A 23968-nucleotide genomic window follows, 5' to 3' on the forward strand; every position below is an offset into this window, starting at 1 on the left:
AATATATGGAATTAAGTGAATTGAAAAATATAATTATTGAGATGGAAGAAAAAATAAAGCAATTCGGGAGGTCTCTTTGACTTAGATTCGCTTGAAGAAGCCATTGCACAAAATGAGAATCTTATGTCTGAAGACGGTTTTTGGAATGATAATATTACTGCACAAAAAGTTATTAATGAGAACAATAAGTTAAAAGCTAAGTTTGAAAACTTTAATAATTTATCCAATTCTATTGAAGAGTTGCAAATATCTTTAGAATTATTGCAAGAAGATAATGATGTAGAATTGCAATCCGAAGTAGAGTCCAATGTTCAAAAAATTCAGACAGACTTAAAGAACTATGAGACACAAATGTTACTAGATGGTCCTTATGATACTAATAATGCAATTTTAGAAATACATCCAGGTGCAGGTGGAACCGAATCTCAAGACTGGGGATCAATGTTATATCGTATGTATCAAAGATGGGCTGAACATCATGGATTTGAAATTGAAGTTGAAGACTATCAAGATGGTGATGAAGCTGGTATAAAAAGCGTTACTCTTATGATAAAAGGAATAAACGCTTATGGGCTATTACGTTCTGAGCATGGAGTGCATCGATTAGTTAGAATCTCTCCTTTTGATTCCGCAGGTAGAAGACACACATCGTTTGCTTCTGTAGAAATAATGCCGGAGTTGGATTCTTCAATTGAAATAGAAATTAACCCCGATGATTTAAGAATAGATGTTTTCAGATCGAGTGGTGCGGGTGGACAACATATAAATAAAACTTCTTCAGCAGTTAGAATAACTCATTTACCAACAGGATTTGTAGTTAGCTCTCAGGCACAAAGATCACAGCTACAAAATAGAGAAACAGCTATGAATATGCTAAAAGCAAAACTTTATCAAAAAGAGTTAGAAGAAAAAGCAAAGAAAAATGCTGAAATTAAAGGTGAACAAATGGAGATTGGATGGGGATCTCAAATTCGTTCTTATGTTTTCCATCCTTACACAATGGTTAAAGACCATAGAACTAATTATGAAACTGGAAATGGGCAAGCTGTACTGGATGGAAATCTAGATGAATTTATAAATTCATATTTACAGTGGCAATTACAAATGAAAAATCCTGAATAGGTGAAATTATGAAAATCCTTATTGTTGACGATGAGTCAGCTATATCAACTCTTTTAGAATATAATTTAAGAAAAAAAGATTATGAAACTTTTGTTGCAAGTGATGGTAAAGAAGCGTTTGAGCAATATAAAAGAAATAAATTTGATTTGTTAATTATTGACCTAATGTTGCCTAAAATTGATGGAATAACACTTATTAAAAAAATACGAGAAAGAAATGATGACGTTTTAATTTTAATTTTATCCGCTAAAGGTACAAAAAAAGATATTGTTAAAGGCCTTAATTCAGGAGCTGATGATTACGTCATAAAGCCATTTAGTCCGGAAGAAATTGTTGCAAGAGTTGCAGCGTTATTAAGAAGACATAATAGTGATGTAAAGAAGAATACTAAATTTGAAATCTTTGGAAATATCTTAACATTGCCATCTAGAAAAGAAGTTGAATTAACAAAAAAAGAGTTAGAACTATTTAAATATTTACATAAAAATAAAAATCAAATTCTAAGTAGAGAACAAATAATAGAAAATGTCTGGCCTTTTGATAATAATTCTGGAAGAGTAGTTGATATACAAGTTAGTCATTTACGAGAAAAAATAGAATTCAATCCTAAAAAGCCAATATTTTTAAAAACAATAAGAGGGTTTGGCTACAAGCTGGAGGAAGGCAATGAAGAATAAAAAAACATTATTTGGGGCAATATTTATTGCAATAATAATTTATGTTTGTATAGTTAAGGTCTCGGATATGGCACTTGATTCCAGTCAAGCAAGTCACTTTGATACTGCAAGTGAGTCTTATATTAAACTGAATAAAGAAACTAAAGTAGTTAAAAAAATTCTTCTTCAAGAAAATGATATAAAGATTCATACATTAGATATTAATAAAACATATCCTAATAAAGTTACAGATTTATGGAATAAAAAAATAATTAAACCTGATGGAAAAGTTTCAAGAACTGTTAATTTGTCCAGTAGAAATTTTTATAAAGCGAAACAGATTAACGATAGTACTTATTTGATTCTTTCACACCATTCAAAAAGATTGTGGAATCATCATTTGGCATATTTTAGTTTATTATCAATAATATATTTTTTAGTTGCGGTAATATTAATTAGATTAATTTATTCAAGGCAAGTTAAAAGGGATTATGAAATATCTTTAATAACCCAAAACTTAAAAAAAATACAAAATGGACAAGAAATCAGTCCAATGGTCATAAGGTCGCATGATTTTTTTACACCTGTGGTTAAAGAAATACAGAGTTTGAATACATTTGCTAATGAAAAAAGACAATATGAGCATTTATTAAGTAGAAGATTTAAGGGATTAGTAGGTCATTTGCCAGTGGGAGTTATGTTATTAGATGATAAAGGAAATGTCATCATGCATAATCAAGCTATGTCAGTAATATTAGGACAAAATATAAGTGAAGGGAAACACCCTTTTATTGATGACATAAAAACTTATTCTTTAAGTAGAATGATAGAGCAGACACTTAAAAAAAATAAAAATCATCATAAAAATCTAGAATTGATAGATAATAATAAGTTTGTTGATGCGAATGTAATTCGTATAGCTCATTCGGATGAAGATATTGAAAGACAAGTAATAGTTATTTTATATGATTTGACTGAATTCAAACAAATTGAACAAATGCAAGGTGACTTTGTAAGTAATGTAAGTCATGAACTTAAAACACCGATAACGGCAATTACAGGATTTAGTGAGACTCTATTAAATGGTGCAAAAAATAATCCCGATGATTTAGATAAATTTTTGAAAATAATTAATAAAGAAAGCATTAGATTAAATTCACTCGTACAAGATATTTTAGAGCTTTCACAAGTAGACGAAGTAGAGACTTTTAATGACGAAATTTCTTTAGATGAAATAGTTAATGATATTACTGATGAATTAAGTTCATCTATTAGTAGTAAAAACTTGACAGTTAATAAAAAAATTACTGGACCTGACTTAGTAGTTAGCTCGAGTCTTTTGATTGAACAAATTATAAATAATTTAGTTACAAATTCAGTAATTTATAATAATATGAATGGACAAGTTGATATCAAGTTGAAACATGATGAAATAAAAAATCAACTTCTTATTAATATTTCTGATACTGGTATTGGAATATCAGATGAAAATATAGATAGAATATTTGAAAGATTTTATCGAGTTGATAAATCTCACTCACAAGAAATAGAAGGTACTGGATTAGGATTATCAATCGTAATTGATGCCGTAAATAAATTAAATGGCACAATTAAAGTAGAAAGTCAGCTAACAGTCGGTACAAAGTTTGAAGTGAAAATACCACTTTAGGAGAAAACAATGATTACTGCAACGGTTAATATGATTTTAGGGACTTTTAAGTTTAATGGAAAACTAAATAGAATACAATTTTGGCTTGGATCATTAGGATATGTAATATTAGTATTAATTTTTTCTGGTTGCATTATATATTTTATTGATAATACAAATAGTTTAATCTTAAAAGTTTTAGGTTCTATATTTTTCATATTGGCAAAATTTTCATTATCAGTTGCAGAAGCCAAAAGAATTAATGACGCGGGTTATCCTTGGTATCTAATATTTTTGAAAATTTTTCCAGTTTTGGGTCAAATTGCGGTTTTTATTCTTCTATGTCTTCCTAGTAGCGAAGTTAGATTATCTAAATAAAGGCAAACTGTGGCAGAAGTTGTTTAGCAATTGAACATTGATGATAAATATCCCATAATCATGAAGTTATGACTATGGGATATTTTTTTACATAAAATTTACATTCATTTTTTATCATAAAAGTATAAAAGATAAAAAGAGGAATAGAGTTTTGAAAAAATCATTATTATTATTTTTTTCTATGGTAGTGTTACTCATTGTTTCAGGTTGTTCGCAATCAAAAGAAAAAACAATAACAGCTGTCGGGTCTTCTGCTGTACAACCATTAACGGAAGCAGCTAGTGAGAGATATTCAAATAAGAACTCAAATATCTATATTAATGTTCAAGGTGGGGGAACCGGAACGGGATTAAGTCAAATACAAGCTGGGGCAGTTGACATAGGGAATTCCGATTTATTTGCTCAAGAAAAAAAGGGAATTAATGCTAAGAATTTAATTGATTATAAGATATGCGTTGTAGGAATTGTACCGATTGTTAATAAAGAACTAAATATAAAAAATCTTTCTTTAATTCAACTTAGAAAAATTTTTACTGGTCAAATAACCAATTGGAAAGAAGTCGGTGGTCCTAATCTCCCAGTTACTATAATTAATAGGGCAAGTGGAAGTGGTACGAGATCAGTTTTTGAAAAATCAGTTATGAATAATTTAGATACTAAAAGTTCTCAAGAACAGGATTCAAGTGGAATGGTTAGACAAATAATAGCAAACACGCCTGGTTCGATAAGCTATTTGGCAATGCCATATATTAATAAAGATGTTAAAACGATAAAAATAGACAATCAAGAAGCTACTTACAACAATATAGTTAATAATAAATGGAAGATTTGGTCATACGAGCATATGTATATACAAAAAAAAGCAAAACCACAGACAAAAAAATTTATTAAATATGTCTTGTCTTCTGAAGTACAAAATAATGTAGTAAGAAAAATGAAATATATTCCGATAAAAGATATGAATTATAAAAAAGATATAGCAGGAAATGTAACAAAAATTGGAGATAATTAACATGAATGACACTATTAAGGAAAGTTTAACAGTAAGGTCAACCTCAGCTAAAAGAGAATTTCGTGGGAAATTTATATCTATGTTTTGTACCACAATCATAATTGTTTTAGTCATTTCTTTAATTGGTTTTATTGCTTCAAAGGGTATTGCGATATTTGTAATGGATAAAGTAAATATTATAGATTTTTTGACTCATTCCATGTGGTCAGCTGATAAATTAGACAGTAAGGGACATCCCTTATTAGGTGCGCTGCCAATGATATTTGGATCCTTTGCTGTTACGTTTTTGGCAACAATCATTGCTACACCGTTTGCAATTGCATCAGCAATATTTATGACCGAAATATCTCCTAAATTAGGAAAAAAAATATTACAACCTGTTATTGAATTGCTGGTTGGAATTCCATCTGTCGTATACGGATTTATTGGTGTCTCCGTTGTGGTTCCATTTGTTAGAAAAGTTTTTGGCGGAAGTGGCTTTGGTATTCTAGCAGGGACATTTGTTTTATTTGTAATGATTTTACCAACTATTACTTCGATGAGCATTGATGCTTTGAAGTCAGTTCCTAGACATTATCGGGAAGCTTCTTTAGCGGTTGGAGCAACAAGATGGCAGACCATTTCTAGAGTAGTATTAAGAGCAGGTGCACCTGGCTTATTTACTGCGATTGTTTTTGGAATGGCAAGAGCTTTTGGTGAGGCACTGGCAGTTCAAATGGTTATTGGAAACGCAATGTTATTACCCCAAAACTTAGTATCCCCGGCATCAACTTTAACAAGTGTTTTGACTATGAATATGGGAAATACTGTTATGGGAACAACAGCTAACAATGCATTGTGGTCCTTAGCGTTGTTATTATTATTGATGTCATTGCTGTTCAACTCTTTAGTCAAATTTATTGCTAAGAAAGGAACGTTGTAATGTTAAAACCAAAACAAATTGATAAAATTGCTACAATAGTAATTTATATTATGTCAGGAATTATAGTTTTAATTTTAGCCAGTTTATTGGTATATATATTAGGACGTGGAATTCAATATATAAATTGGCATTTTTTAACAAGTAAGGCTGAAAGTTTCTCCGCTGGTGGTGGAATTGGAATTCAATTGTTTAATTCTTTTTTTCTATTGATTTTATCAATGATAATATCAGTTCCAATTGCAATGGGTACTGCCATTTATTTGTCTGAATATAGTTCAAATGGGAAAATTGCTGGAATTATTAGAACTTCAATAGAAATTTTAAGTTCATTACCTTCGATTGTAGTTGGTTTATTTGGATTCTTGATTTTTGTAATCAATTTTCATATTGGATTTTCAATTTTATCCGGTGCGTTAACATTAACTGTATTTAATTTACCTCTACTCATTAGAAGTATTGAAGATTCTCTAAAGTCTATTTCAAATATTCAAAGAGAAGCAGGATTAGCTCTAGGGTTATCAAAGTTTGAAACTGTTACGAAGGTAATCATTCCAGATGCTCTTCCTGCAATAATTACAGGATTAATCTTAGGAGCAGGCAGAGTTTTTGGAGAGGCTGCTGCATTAATTTATACGGCCGGTCAGAGTGCTCCACCAATTAATTTTACAAATTTAAATCCAATGAGTATTACAAGTCCATTGAATTTAATGAGACCAGCTGAAACTCTAGCTGTACATATTTGGAAAGTTAACTCTGAAGGGTTGATTCCAGATGCAATTGCAGTTTCCGCAGGAACCTCAGCTGTTTTGATAATTGCAGTGTTGATATTTAATCTACTTTCTAGATATATTGGTAATCTTATTTATATAAAAATGACGGGAAATAAATAATGACTCAAAAAGATACTTTTATTTATAAGTTAAATGAGAATAAACACGAAATGGCCATGACTACTGAAAATTTGAAAGTTTTTTATGGCGATAAAGAAGCTCTTCATAGTTCATCATTACAGTTTGAAAGATTTAAAATTACTTCTTTGATTGGAGCTTCAGGATCAGGCAAATCAACTTTTTTAAGATCCTTAAATAGAATGAATGATACAGTGGCATCTGCACGAGTAGAAGGTAAAATAATATATCGAGATTTAGATATAAATAGTAACGATATAGATGTATATGAGATGAGAAAACATATTGGCATGGTATTTCAAAGACCAAATCCTTTTTCAAAATCTATTTATCAAAACATTACTTTTGCTCTTGAAAGATATGGAGAACACGATAAGAAAAAATTAGATGAGGTTGTTGAAACGACTTTAAAACAGGCATCTTTATGGGATCAAGTAAAAGATGATTTACATAAAAGCGCGCTATCTTTATCTGGAGGTCAACAACAGCGTCTATGTATTGCAAGAGCAATTGCAATGAAACCTGATATTTTATTAATGGATGAGCCGGCAAGTGCTCTTGATCCAATTTCAACTCAGAATATTGAAGAAACTATGATGAATTTAAAGGATGATTTTACTATTATTATAGTTACTCATAATATGCAACAAGCGGCACGTATAAGTGACTACACTGCATTTTTTCACATGGGACAAGTAATTGAATTTAATGAAACTAGAAAAATTTTCACAAGACCAAGAATAAAATTGACTGAAGATTATGTTTCGGGACATTTTGGTTAGGAGTAAATATGACAAAACAAGCAATTCTAACAGCTAAAGATGTACATTTGTTTTATGGTAAAAAAGAAGCATTGAAGGGGATTACGCTTCAATGTTATGAAAATGAAATTACAGCTTTAATTGGTCCATCTGGTTGTGGTAAATCAACTTTTTTAAGATCACTAAATCGTATGAATGATTTAATACCAAATGTTACGATTACAGGAAATATAGAATTAAATGGAAAAAATATTTACGCACCCAACACTGATACTGTAGAATTAAGGAAACAAGTTGGTATGGTATTTCAACAGCCTAATCCTTTTCCTTTTTCAATTTATGATAATGTAACTTTTGGATTAAAAATTGCTGGTATAACTGATCGTGCGATATTGGATGAAGCTGTTGAAACCAGCTTGAAAGCTGCAGCTGTTTGGGATGATGTTAAAGATAAGCTTAATGAAAGTGCATTATCTTTATCTGGTGGTCAACAGCAAAGAGTCTGTATTGCAAGAGTTATAGCAGTAAAGCCAGATATAATATTAATGGATGAGCCAACGAGTGCTCTTGATCCCATATCTTCAACTAAGGTTGAAAACATGATGTTAGAATTGAAACAAGATTATACAATAATAACTGTAACTCATAATATGCAACAAGCATCTAGAATTTCAGATAGAACAGCGTTTTTTTTAGATGGCGAATTGATAGAAATGAATGAAACAAAAAAAATATTCTTAGATCCTAAAAAGAAACAAACTGAAGATTATATTTCAGGTAAATTCGGATAAAAAGGAGATGAAACTATGACGATGAGAACTGCATTTGAAGAAGATTTACATAACTTACATGTTCGATTTTCAGAAATGGGAATGATGGTTAACGAATCAATATTAAAATCAGTAAGTGCATTTATTAATCATGATAAGGAATTAGCAAAAGAGGTAATTCAAAATGATAAAAGAATCAATAAAAGAGAGACTGATTTAGAAAAAAGTTCTTTTGAATTAATTGCATTGCAACAGCCTGTAACTAGTGATTTACGAATGATTGTTACGGTTTTAAAGGCAAGCTCTGATTTAGAGAGAATGGGTGATCACGCAGTAAGTATTGCTAAAGCTACTATTGATGTTAAAGGAAATGAAAGAATTCCGGAAGCAGAAGAATTAATCGCACAAATGGGTGATAGTGTAAAAAAAATAGTTGAAGATGTTTTAGATGCTTACGTTAAAGAAGATGAAAAAAAAGCAGAATTAATTGCTAAAGAAGATGATGTGATTGATCAATTTGCTAGACAAGTAAGTGATTTAAGTATTGATAAAATGAAAGAAAATACAGAAACAATAATTGGTGGCACTTCATACATGCTTGTTGCCAGTTATCTAGAACGTATAGGAGACTATGCAACTAATATCTGTGAATGGATAGTTTATTTAAAGAGTGGACATGTTGTTGAGCTTAATTAAATTTTGACATATAAATAAAAAAAGATAGAATATTATTTATTCTATTTTAGGAGAAAACTTTAATGAGAATTATAACAAAAACTATTATTTATACACTTCTTTTTTTAGCCATTGCACAAATATTACCTCAATATTTTATCCTTGATAGTGCTATGACCGCTTTAGTTGCAAGTTTTATACTTGTATTATTAAATTTAACGGTTAAACCAATATTACATATAATTTCATTTCCAATAACAATATTGACGTTTGGACTATTTTCAATAGTAATAAACGCAATAATTTTAGAAATAACTTCAGTATTTATGAGTGGAAAATTTGAATTTACAAGTTTTGGTGGTGCAATTTTAGTATCAATTCTACTATCAATCGCAAGTACAATTATTACTAACTATTCTAAATCACGAGACTAATCGACCTTTTTTGGTCGTTTTTTTGTATGTAAAATTTCTATAAAATGATAGACTTATAGTAATGAAATAATTTGGTGGTGAAAGCTATGGACAATCAAGTGAGTGTTAGACAATTAGTTGAAGATAATGAATTAAAGATTATTTCTGGTGAAGAATTTGTAGATTCAAAGTTTATCACTGTAAGTGATATTTCAAGACCAGGAATTGAATTAACAGGTTATTTTGATTATTATCCATCAGAACGTATTCAACTTTTAGGTCAAACTGAAACTGCCTATGTTGAAGAAATGGACTCTGAAACCAAAAAAGATATTTTTCAAAAAATGTCTTTAGACGATACACCAATGTTTTTAATTTCAAGAAATTTAAAACCAGCAAAAGAATTATTACAAAAAGCTCAAGAAAATCATATTCCAATTATTAGTTCTAAATTACCAACTACTCGACTATCTAGTCTGATAACGGAATATTTAGATCAGCAACTTGCACAGCGCCAAAGTATTCATGGAGTATTAGTAGATATTTATGGAATTGGTGTTTTGTTAACAGGTGATTCTGGAGTTGGGAAAAGTGAAACAGCTTTGGAACTTGTTAAAAGAGGACACAGATTAATTGCTGATGATCGTGTTGAAGTATATCAACAAGATGAAAAAACAGTTATTGGAGAGGCACCCAAGATTTTGAATCATTTACTTGAAATTAGGGGTGTCGGTATTATAGATGTAATGAATCTATTCGGTGCCGGAGCAGTTAGAAGTGAGTCGGAAATTGAACTGATTATTCATCTTGAACAATGGGATCAAAATTCAAACTATGATCGATTAGGGTCTGGAGAGCAAAAACAAAATATATTTGAAGTTGAGATACCTAAAATTACTGTTCCTGTTAAAGTAGGTAGAAACTTAGCTATTATTATTGAAGTAGCAGCAATGAATTTTCGCTCTAAGAGAATGGGATTTGACGCTACAAAGACTTTTGAAAATAATTTAAGTAAGTTAATACAAGAAAACACAAATAACAAGAAGGATTAAATAATTTTGAATTTATTAATATTAAGTCCTATAGCACTTAAAATTGGAGCTCTTGAGATTCATTGGTATGGCTTGATTATTGCAACAGCTGCATTACTGGGCGTTATATGGGCAATGAAAGAGGCAGTAAAACAAGATATTGACTCTGATAAAATACTTGATATGGTTTTATGGATTGCTCCATTTGCTCTTATTGGAGCACGATTTTATTATGTTATTTTTGAATGGCCATTTTATGCCAGTCATCCTGAGGAAATAATAAAAATATGGCATGGCGGTATTGCAATCTATGGTGGATTATTAGCCGCATTAGCCGTTGTTATAATTTATAGTAAAAAACAAAAAATATCCCCTTGGCAAATGTTAGATATTGCTACTCCTTCAGTTATGCTAGGGCAAATCATTGGGCGATGGGGTAATTTTATGAACCAAGAAGCCTTTGGAGCTGTTACTTCACATGGCTTTTTAACTAGTTTACATTTACCTCGATTTATTATTGATCAAATGTTTATAGGTGGGCAGTATCGTCAGCCTACTTTTTTGTATGAATCTGTTTGGAATTTAATCGGCTTAATAACAATTTTGATTATAAGAAAATTAGGCTGGTTCAAACGTGGCGATATTGTATTAAGTTATGTGATTTGGTATTCGTTTGGAAGGTTTTTTGTTGAAGGAATGAGAACTGATAGTCTTTATCTTTTTGCAAATATTCGCGTTTCGCAACTATTATCAATAGTATTATTTGTTGGTGCAATTTGTATAATTATTTATCGTCATAATAAATATGAATTACCTGAATATAACTTACAAAAAATAGCCAATAATAAGTAGGAGAAGATATATATATGACAAATGTAACAGTTTTAGGTGCAGGATCTTGGGGGACAATTTTAGCTAATTTATTAGCTGAAAATGGAAATTTAGTTAAGCTTTGGGGACATAATCAAAAGAGTATAGACGAAATAAATAATAACCATACTAACAAACATTATTTACCAGAATTTAAAATCACCCCACAACTAGAGGCTACTACTGACTTAAAATATGCTTCAGAAAATTCAGAAGTTATTTTATTCGTGATACCAACTCAAGCAACTAGAGATGTTGCTGAACAACTAAAGCCTATTTTGTCAAAATTAAATATATCTCCTATACTTGTGACGGCTTCTAAAGGACTAGAACAAAGAAGTTATGATCGAATTTCTGAAATCTTAGAAGATGTTATACCAATTGAGAATAGAGATGGCGTGGTTGTTCTTTCAGGGCCAAGTCATGCTGAAGATGTTGCAAACAAAGATATTACAACACTAACTGCTGCTTCAAAAGAAATAAAAAAATCTGAGTTTATTCAACAAATTTTTATGAATCAATATTTTAGACTATATACAAACGATGATGTTATAGGTGTAGAAATGGGTGCCGCATTAAAAAATGTTATAGCAATAGGAGCTGGTGCTTTACATGGTCTTGGATATGGAGATAATACAAAAGCTGCGTTAATTACGCGTGGATTGGCTGAAATAACTCGATTGGGAGTTTCAATGGGTGCTAAACCTATGACTTTCATAGGACTTTCAGGTGTTGGTGATTTGATTGTAACTTGTACAAGTGTTAATTCGAGAAATTGGAGATTTGGAGATTCCTTAGGTAAAGGGCAATCAACAGACACTATTTTAGAAAATATGGGAATGGTTGTAGAAGGTGTTGCAACATGTAAAGCAGCATTTGAATTAGCAGAGAAGAAAAAAATCGATATGCCTATAACTCGAGCAATTTATCAAGTGATCTATGAGAATAAGAATGTTGAAAAAGTAATAAAAGAGTTAATGAACAGGTCTGGAAAATCTGAGATGGACTTTTAATAAAACAAGTTATTGGACTTTTATAGTCAAAATGAATAATATTGGTAGTTGTGAAGTATTGGTAATAAGGAGTTAGTATATGACAAAGAATTATGATGTTGTAGTTATTGGTGCAGGACCTGGTGGTCTAACTGCTGCACTATATGCATCAAGAGCAAATTTATCAGTGGCAATATTAGACCGTGGTATATATGGTGGTCAAATGAATAATACTGCTGAAATTGAAAACTATCCTGGTTTTGAGTCTATTATGGGTCCAGAATTAGGAGAAAAAATGTATGCTTCGTCAACAAGATTTGGTGCCGAGTTTTTGTATGGAACAGTTAGTGAAATAAAAAAAGACGGTGAAAAAAAGATTGTTATTACAGACGAAGATACTTATGAAACTTCTGTAGTAATTATTGCTACAGGATCAGAGTATAAAAAAATAGGCGTTCCTGGGGAAGAAGAATATTCAGGACGAGGTGTATCATACTGTGCTGTTTGTGATGGAGCATTTTTTAAAGATCAAGATGTTGTTGTTGTTGGTGGCGGTGATTCTGCTGTTGAAGAAGGAGTTTATCTAACTCAAATGGCAAAATCTGTAACTATTGTACATAGACGTGACCAATTACGTGCTCAAAAGATTCTTCAAGATCGTGCGTTTAAAAATGATAAGATTAAATTTATTTGGAACGCTCAAACAGAAGAAATCAAAGGTAACGGTGATGAAGTTACGGGATTGCTATATAAAGATAAAGAAACTGGTGAGGAACATACTATACCTGCGTCAGGCGCTTTTGTTTATGTTGGAATTCAACCACTAACTTCTTCATTTGAAAGCTTGGGTATTTTAGATGATCAAGGTTGGATTAATACTAATGATCAAATGGAAACTAATGTACCTGGTATTTATGCAATTGGGGATGTTAGAAAAAAAGATTTAAGACAAATAACAACTGCTGTTGGTGAAGGTGGAATAGCTGGTCAACAAGCATTTAATTATATTCAAACATTAACTGATTAAAGCGATGAATTTTCATCGCTTTTTTAATTATTCTTAATCTATGTCGAGTTTTTACTTATAATAAGGTAAAATAAAAATAATTATTTATAGTTGGAGGAATACTATGAGTTGGAAAGACAACTTAAAAATCTGGGATGAATATCAAGATCTTGATTTAGATTTAAAATTAAAATTAAATGAATTAAAAAAAGATGAAAAGAAAGCAGAAGAGGCATTCTATGCTCCTATGGAATTTGGAACAGCAGGTATGCGTGGAGTTATGGGACCTGGTATTAACTGCATGAATATTTATACAGTTAGACAGGCAGCTTCTGGGTTGGCTGGATTAATGGACACTTTAGATGAAGAGACTAAAAAACGTGGTGTTGCCATTAGTTTTGATTCACGTTACAACTCACAACAGTTTGCTATTGAATCTGCTAAGGTACTTGGTGCTCACGGTATCAAATCATTTTTATTTGATAGTTTACGTCCAACACCAGAATTATCTTTTGCTGTTCGTCAATTGCATACTTATGCAGGAATCATGATAACAGCTAGTCATAATCCTAAACAATATAATGGTTTTAAAATTTATGGCGAAGACGGAGGCCAAATGCCTCCTAAAGAATCTGATATAATTACAAGCTATGTAAGAAAAAACTCAGACTTATTTGCTATTGAAGTGTCTGATATTGAAAAACTTCGTGAGTCTGGAATTGTTACTCTAATTGGTGAAGATATTGATAGAATCTATCTTGAGAATCTTAAAAATGTAAGTGTAGATAATGAATTAATAAAAAAAGAAGGTTCAGACTTAAGCCTTATATATTCTCCACTTCATGGTACTGGAAAAGTTATTGCTCCAAGAATTTTTAATGATGTTGGATTTAGTAAGATTTCAATGGTTAATAAACAAGCTATTTTAGATCCGGAATTTTCAACAGTTCCGTTTCCTAATCCTGAATTCACTCAAGCGTTTGACATGGCCATTGAACAAGGTAAGGAAGAAAATGCAGATGTACTAATTGCTACTGACCCTGATGCTGATCGTTTAGGGGCTGCTGTGTGTTTGCCAAGTGGTGAATATCAATTAATGACTGGAAATCAAATTGCTAGTGTATTAATTGAATATATACTTCATTCGATGAAATTAAATAATAAATTACCTGAAAATGGTGCGGTTATAAAATCAATAGTTTCAACTGAACTAGCAACAAAAATTGTTAAAAGTTATGGATTGAAAATGTTTGATGTTTTGACTGGATTCAAATACATTGCGGAAATGATCCAAAATTTTGAAGATACTAATTCAAATACTTTCTTATTTGGTTTTGAAGAAAGCTATGGATATTTGGTCAAAGGTTTTGTTAGAGATAAAGATGCAATGCAAGCTTCTTTACTATTAGCTGAAGTATCAGCATTTTATAAATCACAAGGCAAAACAATGTATGATGGCTTGTTAGATCTTTATGAAAAATATGGTTACTTTAAAGAAAAAACAATTTCAGAAACTTTTGCTGGTGTTGACGGTAAAAAAATTATGGCTGATTTGATGACTAATTTTAGAGAAAAAGGTTTTTCTGAGATTGCTGGTCATAAGGTTATTAAAACTATGGACTATCAAACACAAATCGCTAAAACAGAAAATGGAGAAGAACAAATAGATCTTCCAAAAGCAGACGTTTTAAAATATATCCTTGATGATGAAACTTGGATTGCTATTCGACCATCAGGAACTGAGCCAAAAATTAAATTTTACATAGGTGTTACTGCAGATACAGATCAATCAAGTACTAATAAACTTAATAGTTATATAGAAGAAATTGGTAATTGGACTAAGTAAAATTATAGCGAAAATATGTTCGTAGTGGTAAAATATTGAAGTGATTGATTTATAATCATTTCAATATTTTTTTATATAAAATTAATTTTTAAGGGGGGAAACTAATGATAATCAGACAGACTGATCGTAAATTTGACTTAGTTTCAAAATATAAACCCGCTGGTGACCAGGGGCAAGCAATAGAAAAAATCACTAAAGGATTTGAGGAAGGAAAAAAAGCTCAAATTCTAGAGGGTGCTACTGGTACTGGAAAAACTTTTACTATGGCTAATGTAATTAAAAATTTAAATAAGCCGACATTAATAATTTCACATAATAAGACTTTGGCTGGACAACTTTATGGTGAATTTAAAGAATTTTTCCCTAATAATGCAGTTGAATATTTTGTTAGTTACTATGATTACTATCAACCTGAGGCTTATGTTCCATCAAGCGATACTTATATTGAAAAGGATTCAAGTATTAATGATGAAATAGATAAACTTCGTCATTCGGCAACAAGTTCATTATTAGAAAGAAATGATGTCGTAGTTGTAGCTTCAGTTTCAAGTATTTTTGGATTAGGTGATCCTAATGAATATCGAGAAAATGTATTGTCAATTCGCGTTGGTCAAGAAACTGGTAGAAATAAGTTAATGGAAGAACTTATAAATAACCAATTTGAAAGAAACGACATTGATTTTCAACGTGGACGCTTTAGAGTTCGTGGGGATATAGTTGATATATTTCCTGCTTCAAGAGATGACAGTGCTCTTAGGGTTGAATTTTTTGGCGATGAAGTAGATAGAATTGTTCAAATGGATCCATTAACTGGTGAAGTAAAAGGAGAATTAGATCAAGTATCAATATTCCCGGCAACGCACTTTATGACTAATGATGAACAAATGGAAGCAGCGATAAAACGAATTGAAGCTGAGCTTAAGGAAAGACTAGAAGTTTTAAATAAAGAAGGAAAACTTTTAGAAGCTCAGCGATTAGAACAAAGAACTAATTATGATATTGAAATGATGAAAGAAATGGGATATACAAGCGGTATCGAAAACTATTCTCGACATATGGAAGGACGTGCAGAAGGAGAGCCTCCATATACATTACTTGATTTTTTCCCTGATGATTTTAATATTATGATAGATGAGTCTCATGTAACCATGCCGCAGATTCGCGGAATGTATAATGGGGATAGAGCTCGTAAGCAGATGTTGGTTGATTATGGCTTTAGACTTCCTAGTGCACTAGACAATAGACCATTAACGCTACAAGAATTTGAAAAACATGTTAATCAAATTCTTTATGTATCAGCTACACCAGGGCCTTATGAATTAGAGCAAACTCCAAATGTTATAGAACAGATTATTCGACCAACTGGATTGTTAGATCCTAAAATTGAAGTTCGCCCAATTATGGGACAAATTGATGATTTGGTTGGAGAAATTAACGATCGCGTCGAAAAAAATGAAAGAGTTTTTGTTACTACATTGACAAAAAAGATGGCAGAGGACTTAACTGATTATTTCAAAGATATGGGAATAAGAGTTAAGTACTTACATAGTGATATTAAAACACTTGAAAGAACTCAAATAATAAGAGATTTACGATTAGGTAAATTTGATGTGTTAATTGGAATTAACTTGCTTAGAGAAGGTATTGATGTTCCTGAAGTTTCATTAATTGCAATATTAGATGCTGATAAAGAGGGATTTCTTCGTGCTGAGAGATCGTTGATTCAGATTATTGGACGTGCTGCTAGAAATGAACATGGTCAAGTCATTATGTATGCAGATAAAATCACAGATTCAATGCAAGGTGCAATTGATGAAACTCAAAGGCGTCGTAATATTCAAGAGAAGTTTAATGAAGAACACGGTATAACACCAAAAACTATTATTAAACCAATAAGAGATGCTATAACAGCTGTAAAACAAGTTGAAAATGATACTGGTGAACAAATAGTTGAAGATGATATGGACTTTGATAATATGTCCAAAGAAGAGAAAAAAGAATTAGTCGAACAATTAAGTGTTCAAATGGAAAATGCCGCTAAGAAACTTGATTTTGAGGCAGCTGCCAATTTACGTGATACAATTCTAGAATTAAAGGCGGATATGAGTTAATGGCAAACGATAAAATTGTTATTAAAGGAGCTCGTGCTCATAATTTAAAAGATGTTGATGTGACAATACCAAGAGATAAATTAGTGGTAATGACAGGGTTATCGGGTTCTGGGAAAAGTTCATTAGCATTTGATACATTATATGCTGAAGGACAACGAAGATATGTTGAGAGTTTATCAGCATATGCACGTCAGTTTTTAGGTCAAATGGATAAACCCGATGTAGATTCTATTGAAGGATTAAGTCCTGCAATTTCCATAGACCAAAAAACAACATCAAAAAATCCACGTTCAACAGTTGGAACAATTACTGAAATCAATGATTATCTTCGTTTACTTTGGGCTAGAGTAGGAACTCCTATATGTCCTAATGATGGAACTGTAATTACAAGTCAATCAGTTGAACAAATGGTTGATACTGTACTTGGATTGGAACAAGGTACAAAGTTACAAATATTATCACCTGTAATACGTGCAAAAAAAGGACAACACAAAAAAGTATTTGAACAAATACAAAAGCAAGGATATGTCAGAGTTAGAGTTGATGGAGAAATAACTGAAGTAACAGATGAAATTGAGTTAGATAGAAATAGAAAACATAATATTGACGTAGTTGTTGATAGAATTGTTGTTAAAGACGGTGTACGTTCACGTTTGTTTGATTCAATGGAAGCTGCATTACGACTATCAGGTGGTTATGTTAATGCCGATATAATTGGAGGTGAACCACTAGTTTTTTCAGAACATTATGCTTGTCCTATTTGTGGTTTTACAGTTGGTGAATTAGAACCTAGACTATTTTCATTTAATGCTCCTTTTGGTGCATGTCCTGATTGTGATGGCTTGGGAACTAAACTCGAAGTGGATATGGATTTAGTGATACCAAATAAAAAACTCTCTCTTAAAGAAGGTGCAATTGCTCCTTGGAATCCAATTAGCTCTAATTATTATCCACAGATGTTAGAACAAGCAGCTGAGCAATTTAAAATTGATACTGACAAACCATTTAATAAATTAACTAAAAGACAACAAGAAATAATATTATATGGATCTGGTGATAAAGAATTTCATTTTCATTATGAAAATGATTTTGGAAGTGTTAGGGATGTAAATACAGTATTTGAAGGTATTATTCCTAATATTGAGAGACGTTATAAAGAATCAAACAGTGATTTCACTCGTGAAACCATGAAAAAATATATGACTGAACTTACTTGTCAAACATGTCACGGGAAGAGACTAAATGAAAAAGCACTAGCTGTAAAAATTGAAGGCTCAGATATTGCTGACGCTTCAGATCTACCAATCAAAGATAGCTTAAACTTTTTCAGTAATATTAAACTATCAGAACAAAATACTGTAATTGCTAAGCCAATATTAAAAGAAGTTATGGATCGCTTGTCCTTCTTACAAAATGTTGGATTGGAGTATTTGAACCTATCAAGATCTGCAGGAACATTATCAGGTGGAGAAGCCCAACGAATTAGATTAGCCACACAAATTGGCTCTAATCTTTCTGGAGTATTATACATTCTAGATGAACCATCAATAGGTCTTCATCAACGCGATAATGACAGACTAATTAGTTCTTTGAAAAAAATGCGTGATTTAGGTAATACTTTAGTTGTTGTTGAGCATGATGAAGATACTATGAATGCCGCTGATTATATTATTGATGTGGGACCCGGAGCTGGAAATCTAGGTGGCAAAATTATGGCAGCTGGTACTCCAAGCGAAATAAAAAAAGATAAGAATTCTCTTACGGGTAAATATTTGTCTGGAGAAAAATTTATTCCAGTACCTGAAAATCGTAGAAAAGGTAACGGAGAATCAATAAAGATTACAGGTGCTCAAGAAAATAACTTAAAAAATATTAAGGCTGAATTTCCATTAGGTAAATTTACTGCTGTAACAGGCGTTTCTGGTTCTGGTAAATCAACTTTAGTTAATATGATTTTGCAGCGTGCATTGGCACAAAAATTGAATAATAATTCTAAAAAGCCAGGAAAATATAAAACTATTTCTGGATACGAGAATATAGATAAATTAATAAATATTGATCAAAGTCCAATTGGAAGAACTCCAAGAAGTAATCCAGCAACGTATACAAGTGTTTTTGATGATGTGCGAGATTTATTTGCTCAAACAAACGAAGCAAAACTCCGTGGGTATAAAAAAGGAAGATTCTCATTCAATGTCAAAGGAGGACGATGTGAGGCATGTAAAGGTGATGGAATAATAAAAATTGAAATGAATTTCTTGCCTGATGTATATGTGCCTTGTGAAGTTTGTCATGGGACGAGATATAATTCTGAAACTTTAGAAGTTGCTTATAAGGGTAAAAATATTGCTGAAATTTTAGATATGACTATTTCAGACGCTTTAGAATTTTTTGAAAATATACCTAAGATTAAGAAAAAATTAGAAACTATTGTTGCTGTAGGATTAGGTTACGTAAGTCTTGGACAATCAGCCACAACTCTTTCTGGTGGTGAAGCGCAAAGAATGAAATTGGCTTCAGAACTGTATAAGAGTTCACGTGGTAAAAACTTTTATATATTAGATGAACCTACAACTGGATTACATACAGATGATATTGGTAGATTGTTAAAGGTTCTAGAACGTTTAGTTGACGATGGAAACACTGTAGTCGTTATTGAACATAATTTAGATGTAGTTAAATCTGCAGATTGGATTATTGATTTAGGACCAGAAGGTGGAGAAGGTGGTGGACAAATTATTGCTACTGGAACTCCTGAAAAAATTGCAAAAGCAAAAGATTCATATACTGGTAAATATTTAAAGCCAATATTGGAACGTGATAAAAGACTTATGAAAAAGAATGGATAGAGGAGAAATCCAATATTTATTCTTTTTCTTTTATCAAGAAATGAAACGCCTGGCATGTTATAATGTAATTTATAATAGAATAAAGAAGTAGCAGGTAATTGATGTGGAAGAAATTAAATTAATAATAGTCACTGGCATGAGTGGAGCTGGTAAAACTGTTGCCATGCGATCTTTAGAAGATATGGGATATTTTTGTATAGATAATATGCCACCTGCATTATTTACAAAATTTTGGGAATTAGTAAAAGAATCCGGAAATATCAATAAAGTAGCTTTAGTTGTTGATCTTAGATCAAGAGGGTTTTATGAAACAATTGTTTCAATGATTTCTGAATTACGTTCAACAGAAAATGTTAATACAAAAATTTTGTTTTTAGATGCATCTGATGAGGAATTAGTTGCTAGATATAAAGAAACAAGACGTGCTCATCCTTTGGTATCGGACGGAGGAAGGCTACTTGATGGTGTAAAAAAAGAACGCCAAATGTTAGAAGATATCAAAACTTCTTCTGACTTAATTATTGATACGACAGATACAAATACAAGACAATTAAGAGAAAAAATAATTGATTATTTTAAAGACGATGAAAATAGTTCATTATTTAGAATTGAAGTAATGTCATTTGGATTTAAATATGGAGTTCCAATAGATGCTGATAACGTTATGGATGTTAGATTCTTACCAAATCCTTTTTATATTCCAGAGTTAAAACCGATGTCTGGTTTAGATAAGCCAGTGGCAGATTATGTATTTAATAACAAAGAAACACAAAGCTTTTATAAACAGTACATAAAGCTTCTAAAATCAATAATTCCTGGATATAAAAGAGAAGGGAAGTCTAGTTTAACGATTGCAATTGGATGTACTGGTGGACAGCATCGATCTGTAGCAATTGCAGAAAAAATAGCCGAAGATTTGAAAAATGATTATAAAGTGGAAGTAAGTCATAGGGATCGTGAAAAATCACAGTTTGGGGGAAACTAAAATGGCTTCACAAAATAAAATTATTAGAGTTGTTAAAGGAAGACGCCCCAAAGTAGTAGTTATTGGTGGAGGAACTGGATTACCAGTTATTGTTAAAAGTTTAAAGGGCCAAAATGCTGATGTGACAGCAATTGTAACTGTTGCGGATGATGGTGGATCATCAGGCATTATTCGAGACTATATAAACGTTGTACCACCTGGAGATATTAGAAATGTTATAACTGCACTTTCAGATTTACCACAATCTGAGCTAGATATATTTCAATATCGTTTCGATTCAAAGGACACTTTTTTTGCGGGACACGCAATTGGGAATTTTATTATTGCTGCATTATCAGAAATATATTCTAATATATTTGATGCTGTACAAGTTTTATCAGAAATGATGCAAGTTGATGGACATGTCTTTCCAGCCTCTAATCGCAGTCTAACTTTAAATGCTGAATTTACTGATGGGACAACGTTAGCAGGAGAAAGTGAAATAACTGCCGCTGATAAAAAAATAAAAAAAGTATGGGTCACTGAAACAGAAGAAGAAAACCATAAGCCTGAGGCTGTAGATCCAGTAATTCAAGCTATATTAGAAGCTGATGTGGTTGTTTTAGGACCAGGAAGTTTATTCACAAGTGTACTACCTAATTTAATGATTGATAATCTTGGTAAAGCGGTTAGTCAAACTAAGGCAGAAGTCGTTTATATTTGTAATATTATGACACAAAAAGGTGAAACGTTAGGTTTCACAGATGCACAGCATGTAAAAGTTCTAGATGAACATTTGGGCGGCAATTTTGTAGATACAGTTTTAGTGAATACGACACCTGTGCCTGATGATTATATGGATTTTAATAAATATGAAGAATATTCAACACAAGTAAAATATGATTTTGAATCTTTAAGAAAAATGGGATGCCGTGTTATATCGAATGATTTTCTATCATTACATGATAATGGTGCATTTCATGATGGAGATAAAGTTGCAACTGAAATAATGAATTTGGCATTTCAAGCAGATCAAAGAAAAAACGAGGAGAGATAATTTTGGCCTCTTATGCAAGTGAAGTAAAAAAAGAATTAACAATGTTAGAAGTTCATCCAGAGCATGCTAGAGTTGAATTAGCGGCCTTATTAAGAATGAACGGGAGCTTAGCTATTCAAGACCATCATTTTGTTTTGAGTGCAGTAACAGAAAATCCTGTAATTGCTAGAAGAATTTATTCACTATTGAAACAAAACTATTCCGTAGAATCTGATTTGTTGGTTAGAAAAAAAATGAAATTGAAAAAAAATAATCAGTATATTGTACGATTAAAAAATGATACAAATCGTATTTTAAAAGATTTAGGAATTATGTCTGAAGGCGGTTTTCAGTTGAATACCGATGTGCCAAGTGAAATCTTAAACGAAGAGCAAAGAATGCGTTCGTACCTTCGTGGCGCTTTTTTAGCAACAGGAAGTGTTAATAATCCGGAAACGTCAAGATATCATTTAGAGATATATTCATTATATGAATCTCATAGTGATGATCTTTTAAAAATGATGAATCACTTTGATTTAAATGCAAGAGTTACTAAAAGAAGAAATGGATACATAGTGTATTTAAAAGAAGCTGAGAAAATTGCAGAGTTCTTATTAGTAGTAGGTGCAAAAAATTCAATGATGAAATTTGAAGATGTCAGAATAGTACGTGATATGAGAAATTCTGTTAATAGACTAGTTAACTGCGAAAATGCAAATTTAAATAAAACAGTTAGTGCAGCAGCAAAACAGATTGAAAATATTAAGTTCTTGTCCAATACGGTTGGACTTGATAGTCTTCCTGAAAAATTACGCGAAATTGCACAGATTCGATTAGAAAATCCCGAAGTATCATTAAAAGAACTTGGCGATATGGTGCCATCTGGTGCAATTTCAAAATCTGGTATTAATCATCGGTTAAGAAAAATAAATCAAATAGCACAAGAAGCGAGAAGTGTATAAAAAAAGACGAGAATTTAGATTCTCGTCTTTTTAAATCGTCTATTTTTTATTTTCTTTGTTTACCATGATTTCATCAATTAAACCATAGTCTTTAGCTTCTTGAGCTGTCATGTAATTATCACGATCAGTATCTTTTTGAAGTGTTTCAAAAGTTTGCCCTGAGTTATCAGCCAAGATGTGATTTAATCTTTCACGAGTCTTCAAGATTTCTCGAGCAGCTATTTCAATTTCAGTTTGTTGTCCTTGGGCACCACCTAATGGTTGGTGAATAAGAACAGTTGAATTTGGAAGAGCAAATCTTTTACCTTTAGTACCTGATGATAATAAGACACTTGCCATTGATGCAGCCATACCCATAGCTATAGTTTGAACATCTGACTTAACGAAATTCATAGTATCCATAATAGCAAGTCCAGCTGTAACAGATCCACCAGGAGAATTTATATAAATAGAAATATCTTTATCTGAATCTTGTGCATCTAGGAAAAGCAATTGAGCAATAATAGTGTTAGCCATTTGATCATTAACTTCTCCTGAAAGCATGATGATTCTGTCTTTCAAAAGACGTGAGTATATATCATAAGCGCGTTCACCGCGTGAATTTTGTTCGATAACTGTTGGTACTAACATATTAATTAGCGCCTCCTATAATTTTTTAGCACTCTTATAAGTACTGTGCTAATTTAACACAGTAATTGAATACGGTCAAATTTTAAGTGTTAAATTTGCAAATGGTTTATATCTTCAATTAGTTTTAGAAATTGCTTACTTATGTTGTCGGCTGAATTATTATCTAAGTCGGATAGTAATTCAATTAGTTTTCTTGTATTAAATCCTAAATTTTTTTAGGATTTTCAAGTGACAATAGTTCTGAAGGATTTATTTCAAGGGCTTCAGAAATGGCAAATAAGCTTTTAATACTAATATTTTGACCATCAGTTCTTTCAATTTTTGAAATGTAGTTAATTGATAAGTTGCTTAACTCTGCAAGCTTTTCTTGAGTTATTTTTTTCTTTTTTCTGATTTCTTGAATTTT

The 23968-nt window shown here is 31.5% G+C and carries 23 protein-coding genes; 21 read left to right on the forward strand and 2 right to left on the reverse strand.

Features of this window, described 5'->3' with window-relative positions; all coding sequences use genetic code 11:
• The first annotated feature begins 5 nt into the window (after positions 1-5).
• The 21 genes from prfB (at position 6) to whiA (ending at position 22932) form a co-directional block, all read left to right on the forward strand.
• A protein-coding gene (gene prfB / locus ACUV9F_RS02145; protein ID WP_446184049.1) for a peptide chain release factor 2 occupies positions 6-1122 on the forward strand; the annotation gives its coding sequence in 2 pieces (ribosomal slippage) (positions 6-77 and positions 79-1122; 1116 coding nt in all).
• Positions 1123-1130: 8 nt separating this feature from the next.
• Positions 1131-1799 carry a response regulator transcription factor gene (locus tag ACUV9F_RS02150; protein WP_446184050.1) on the forward strand — a complete coding sequence of 223 codons (669 nt, stop codon included), beginning with the start codon at positions 1131-1133 and terminating at the stop codon, positions 1797-1799.
• A complete protein-coding gene (locus ACUV9F_RS02155) occupies positions 1789-3447 on the forward strand; it encodes a sensor histidine kinase (RefSeq protein WP_446184051.1) in 1659 nt (552 codons plus the stop codon). Before ACUV9F_RS02150 ends, ACUV9F_RS02155 begins: the two co-directional genes overlap by 11 nt.
• Before the next feature lie 9 nt (positions 3448-3456).
• A complete protein-coding gene (locus ACUV9F_RS02160) occupies positions 3457-3804 on the forward strand; it encodes a DUF805 domain-containing protein (RefSeq protein WP_446184052.1) in 348 nt (115 codons plus the stop codon).
• Between the two features lie 151 nt (positions 3805-3955).
• Positions 3956-4816 (forward strand): phosphate ABC transporter substrate-binding protein PstS family protein, encoded by an 861-nt coding sequence (locus tag ACUV9F_RS02165; RefSeq protein ID WP_446184053.1) that lies wholly within the window; start codon positions 3956-3958, stop codon positions 4814-4816.
• Between the two features lies 1 nt (position 4817).
• Complete coding sequence (gene pstC, locus ACUV9F_RS02170; protein WP_446184054.1) at positions 4818-5738, forward strand: phosphate ABC transporter permease subunit PstC; 921 nt, start codon at positions 4818-4820, stop codon at positions 5736-5738.
• The gene (gene pstA, locus ACUV9F_RS02175) at positions 5738-6628 is read left to right on the forward strand and encodes a phosphate ABC transporter permease PstA (RefSeq protein WP_446184055.1); all 891 of its coding nucleotides are present in this window, start codon (positions 5738-5740) and stop codon (positions 6626-6628) included. The genes pstC and pstA overlap by 1 nt, the downstream gene beginning before the upstream one ends.
• Entirely contained in the window at positions 6628-7428 is an 801-nt protein-coding gene (gene pstB, locus ACUV9F_RS02180) for a phosphate ABC transporter ATP-binding protein PstB (protein WP_446184056.1), read from the forward strand. The genes pstA and pstB (ACUV9F_RS02180) overlap by 1 nt, the downstream gene beginning before the upstream one ends.
• A gap of 8 nt (positions 7429-7436) precedes the next feature.
• On the forward strand, positions 7437-8198 hold the full coding sequence (gene pstB, locus ACUV9F_RS02185; protein WP_446184057.1) for a phosphate ABC transporter ATP-binding protein PstB: 762 nt from the start codon (positions 7437-7439) through the stop codon (positions 8196-8198).
• A 21-nt stretch (positions 8199-8219) separates the two neighbouring features.
• Positions 8220-8873, forward strand: a complete 654-nt coding sequence (gene phoU / locus ACUV9F_RS02190; protein ID WP_446184338.1) for a phosphate signaling complex protein PhoU — start codon at positions 8220-8222, stop codon at positions 8871-8873.
• Positions 8874-8935: 62 nt separating this feature from the next.
• Positions 8936-9286 carry a phage holin family protein gene (locus ACUV9F_RS02195; RefSeq protein WP_446184058.1) on the forward strand — a complete coding sequence of 117 codons (351 nt, stop codon included), beginning with the start codon at positions 8936-8938 and terminating at the stop codon, positions 9284-9286.
• 86 nt (positions 9287-9372) lie between these two features.
• Positions 9373-10317, forward strand: coding sequence for an HPr(Ser) kinase/phosphatase (gene hprK / locus ACUV9F_RS02200; RefSeq protein WP_446184059.1), 945 nt, complete (start codon positions 9373-9375; stop codon positions 10315-10317).
• Positions 10318-10323: 6 nt separating this feature from the next.
• On the forward strand, positions 10324-11148 hold the full coding sequence (gene lgt / locus ACUV9F_RS02205; RefSeq protein WP_446184060.1) for a prolipoprotein diacylglyceryl transferase: 825 nt from the start codon (positions 10324-10326) through the stop codon (positions 11146-11148).
• 14 nt (positions 11149-11162) lie between these two features.
• Positions 11163-12179: an NAD(P)H-dependent glycerol-3-phosphate dehydrogenase gene (locus ACUV9F_RS02210; RefSeq protein ID WP_446184061.1), complete on the forward strand. Its 1017-nt coding sequence runs from the start codon at positions 11163-11165 to the stop codon at positions 12177-12179.
• A gap of 79 nt (positions 12180-12258) precedes the next feature.
• Complete coding sequence (gene trxB, locus ACUV9F_RS02215; protein ID WP_446184062.1) at positions 12259-13185, forward strand: thioredoxin-disulfide reductase; 927 nt, start codon at positions 12259-12261, stop codon at positions 13183-13185.
• Positions 13186-13288: 103 nt separating this feature from the next.
• The gene (locus ACUV9F_RS02220; RefSeq protein WP_446184063.1) at positions 13289-15010 is read left to right on the forward strand and encodes a phospho-sugar mutase; all 1722 of its coding nucleotides are present in this window, start codon (positions 13289-13291) and stop codon (positions 15008-15010) included.
• 104 nt (positions 15011-15114) lie between these two features.
• Positions 15115-17121, forward strand: coding sequence for an excinuclease ABC subunit UvrB (gene uvrB / locus ACUV9F_RS02225; RefSeq protein ID WP_446184064.1), 2007 nt, complete (start codon positions 15115-15117; stop codon positions 17119-17121).
• Complete coding sequence (gene uvrA / locus ACUV9F_RS02230; protein WP_446184065.1) at positions 17121-19970, forward strand: excinuclease ABC subunit UvrA; 2850 nt, start codon at positions 17121-17123, stop codon at positions 19968-19970. The genes uvrB and uvrA overlap by 1 nt, the downstream gene beginning before the upstream one ends.
• Before the next feature lie 97 nt (positions 19971-20067).
• Positions 20068-20955, forward strand: a complete 888-nt coding sequence (rapZ, locus tag ACUV9F_RS02235; protein WP_446184339.1) for an RNase adapter RapZ — start codon at positions 20068-20070, stop codon at positions 20953-20955.
• 1 nt (position 20956) lies between these two features.
• Complete coding sequence (locus ACUV9F_RS02240; RefSeq protein WP_446184066.1) at positions 20957-21991, forward strand: gluconeogenesis factor YvcK family protein; 1035 nt, start codon at positions 20957-20959, stop codon at positions 21989-21991.
• A 2-nt stretch (positions 21992-21993) separates the two neighbouring features.
• A complete protein-coding gene (gene whiA / locus ACUV9F_RS02245) occupies positions 21994-22932 on the forward strand; it encodes a DNA-binding protein WhiA (RefSeq protein ID WP_446184067.1) in 939 nt (312 codons plus the stop codon).
• Positions 22933-22971: 39 nt separating this feature from the next.
• Here the strand turns inward: whiA and clpP are convergent, their stop codons facing one another.
• Both clpP and ACUV9F_RS02255 read right to left on the reverse strand, forming a co-directional pair.
• The gene (clpP, locus tag ACUV9F_RS02250) at positions 22972-23562 is read right to left on the reverse strand and encodes an ATP-dependent Clp endopeptidase proteolytic subunit ClpP (RefSeq protein ID WP_446184068.1); all 591 of its coding nucleotides are present in this window, start codon (positions 23560-23562) and stop codon (positions 22972-22974) included.
• A gap of 205 nt (positions 23563-23767) precedes the next feature.
• A complete protein-coding gene (locus ACUV9F_RS02255) occupies positions 23768-23965 on the reverse strand; it encodes a helix-turn-helix domain-containing protein (RefSeq protein ID WP_446184340.1) in 198 nt (65 codons plus the stop codon).
• Positions 23966-23968 lie beyond the last annotated feature (3 nt).

The sequence above is a fragment of the Daquilactobacillus linshuiensis genome (assembly GCF_052828685.1).

What these genes read in the sequence shown, in the direction of transcription:
- ACUV9F_RS02150 (WP_446184050.1), top strand. Translation starts at nt 1,131, where the DNA reads ATGAAAATCCTTATTGTTGACGATGAGTCAGCTATATCAACTCTTTTA.
- ACUV9F_RS02155 (WP_446184051.1), top strand. Translation starts at nt 1,789, where the DNA reads ATGAAGAATAAAAAAACATTATTTGGGGCAATATTTATTGCAATAATA.
- ACUV9F_RS02160 (WP_446184052.1), top strand. Translation starts at nt 3,457, where the DNA reads ATGATTACTGCAACGGTTAATATGATTTTAGGGACTTTTAAGTTTAAT.
- pstC (WP_446184054.1), top strand. Translation starts at nt 4,818, where the DNA reads ATGAATGACACTATTAAGGAAAGTTTAACAGTAAGGTCAACCTCAGCT.
- pstA (WP_446184055.1), top strand. Translation starts at nt 5,738, where the DNA reads ATGTTAAAACCAAAACAAATTGATAAAATTGCTACAATAGTAATTTAT.
- pstB (WP_446184056.1), top strand. Translation starts at nt 6,628, where the DNA reads ATGACTCAAAAAGATACTTTTATTTATAAGTTAAATGAGAATAAACAC.
- pstB (WP_446184057.1), top strand. Translation starts at nt 7,437, where the DNA reads ATGACAAAACAAGCAATTCTAACAGCTAAAGATGTACATTTGTTTTAT.
- phoU (WP_446184338.1), top strand. Translation starts at nt 8,220, where the DNA reads ATGAGAACTGCATTTGAAGAAGATTTACATAACTTACATGTTCGATTT.
- ACUV9F_RS02195 (WP_446184058.1), top strand. Translation starts at nt 8,936, where the DNA reads ATGAGAATTATAACAAAAACTATTATTTATACACTTCTTTTTTTAGCC.
- hprK (WP_446184059.1), top strand. Translation starts at nt 9,373, where the DNA reads ATGGACAATCAAGTGAGTGTTAGACAATTAGTTGAAGATAATGAATTA.
- ACUV9F_RS02210 (WP_446184061.1), top strand. Translation starts at nt 11,163, where the DNA reads ATGACAAATGTAACAGTTTTAGGTGCAGGATCTTGGGGGACAATTTTA.
- trxB (WP_446184062.1), top strand. Translation starts at nt 12,259, where the DNA reads ATGACAAAGAATTATGATGTTGTAGTTATTGGTGCAGGACCTGGTGGT.
- ACUV9F_RS02220 (WP_446184063.1), top strand. Translation starts at nt 13,289, where the DNA reads ATGAGTTGGAAAGACAACTTAAAAATCTGGGATGAATATCAAGATCTT.
- uvrB (WP_446184064.1), top strand. Translation starts at nt 15,115, where the DNA reads ATGATAATCAGACAGACTGATCGTAAATTTGACTTAGTTTCAAAATAT.
- uvrA (WP_446184065.1), top strand. Translation starts at nt 17,121, where the DNA reads ATGGCAAACGATAAAATTGTTATTAAAGGAGCTCGTGCTCATAATTTA.
- ACUV9F_RS02240 (WP_446184066.1), top strand. Translation starts at nt 20,957, where the DNA reads ATGGCTTCACAAAATAAAATTATTAGAGTTGTTAAAGGAAGACGCCCC.
- clpP (WP_446184068.1), bottom strand. Translation starts at nt 23,562, where the DNA reads ATGTTAGTACCAACAGTTATCGAACAAAATTCACGCGGTGAACGCGCT.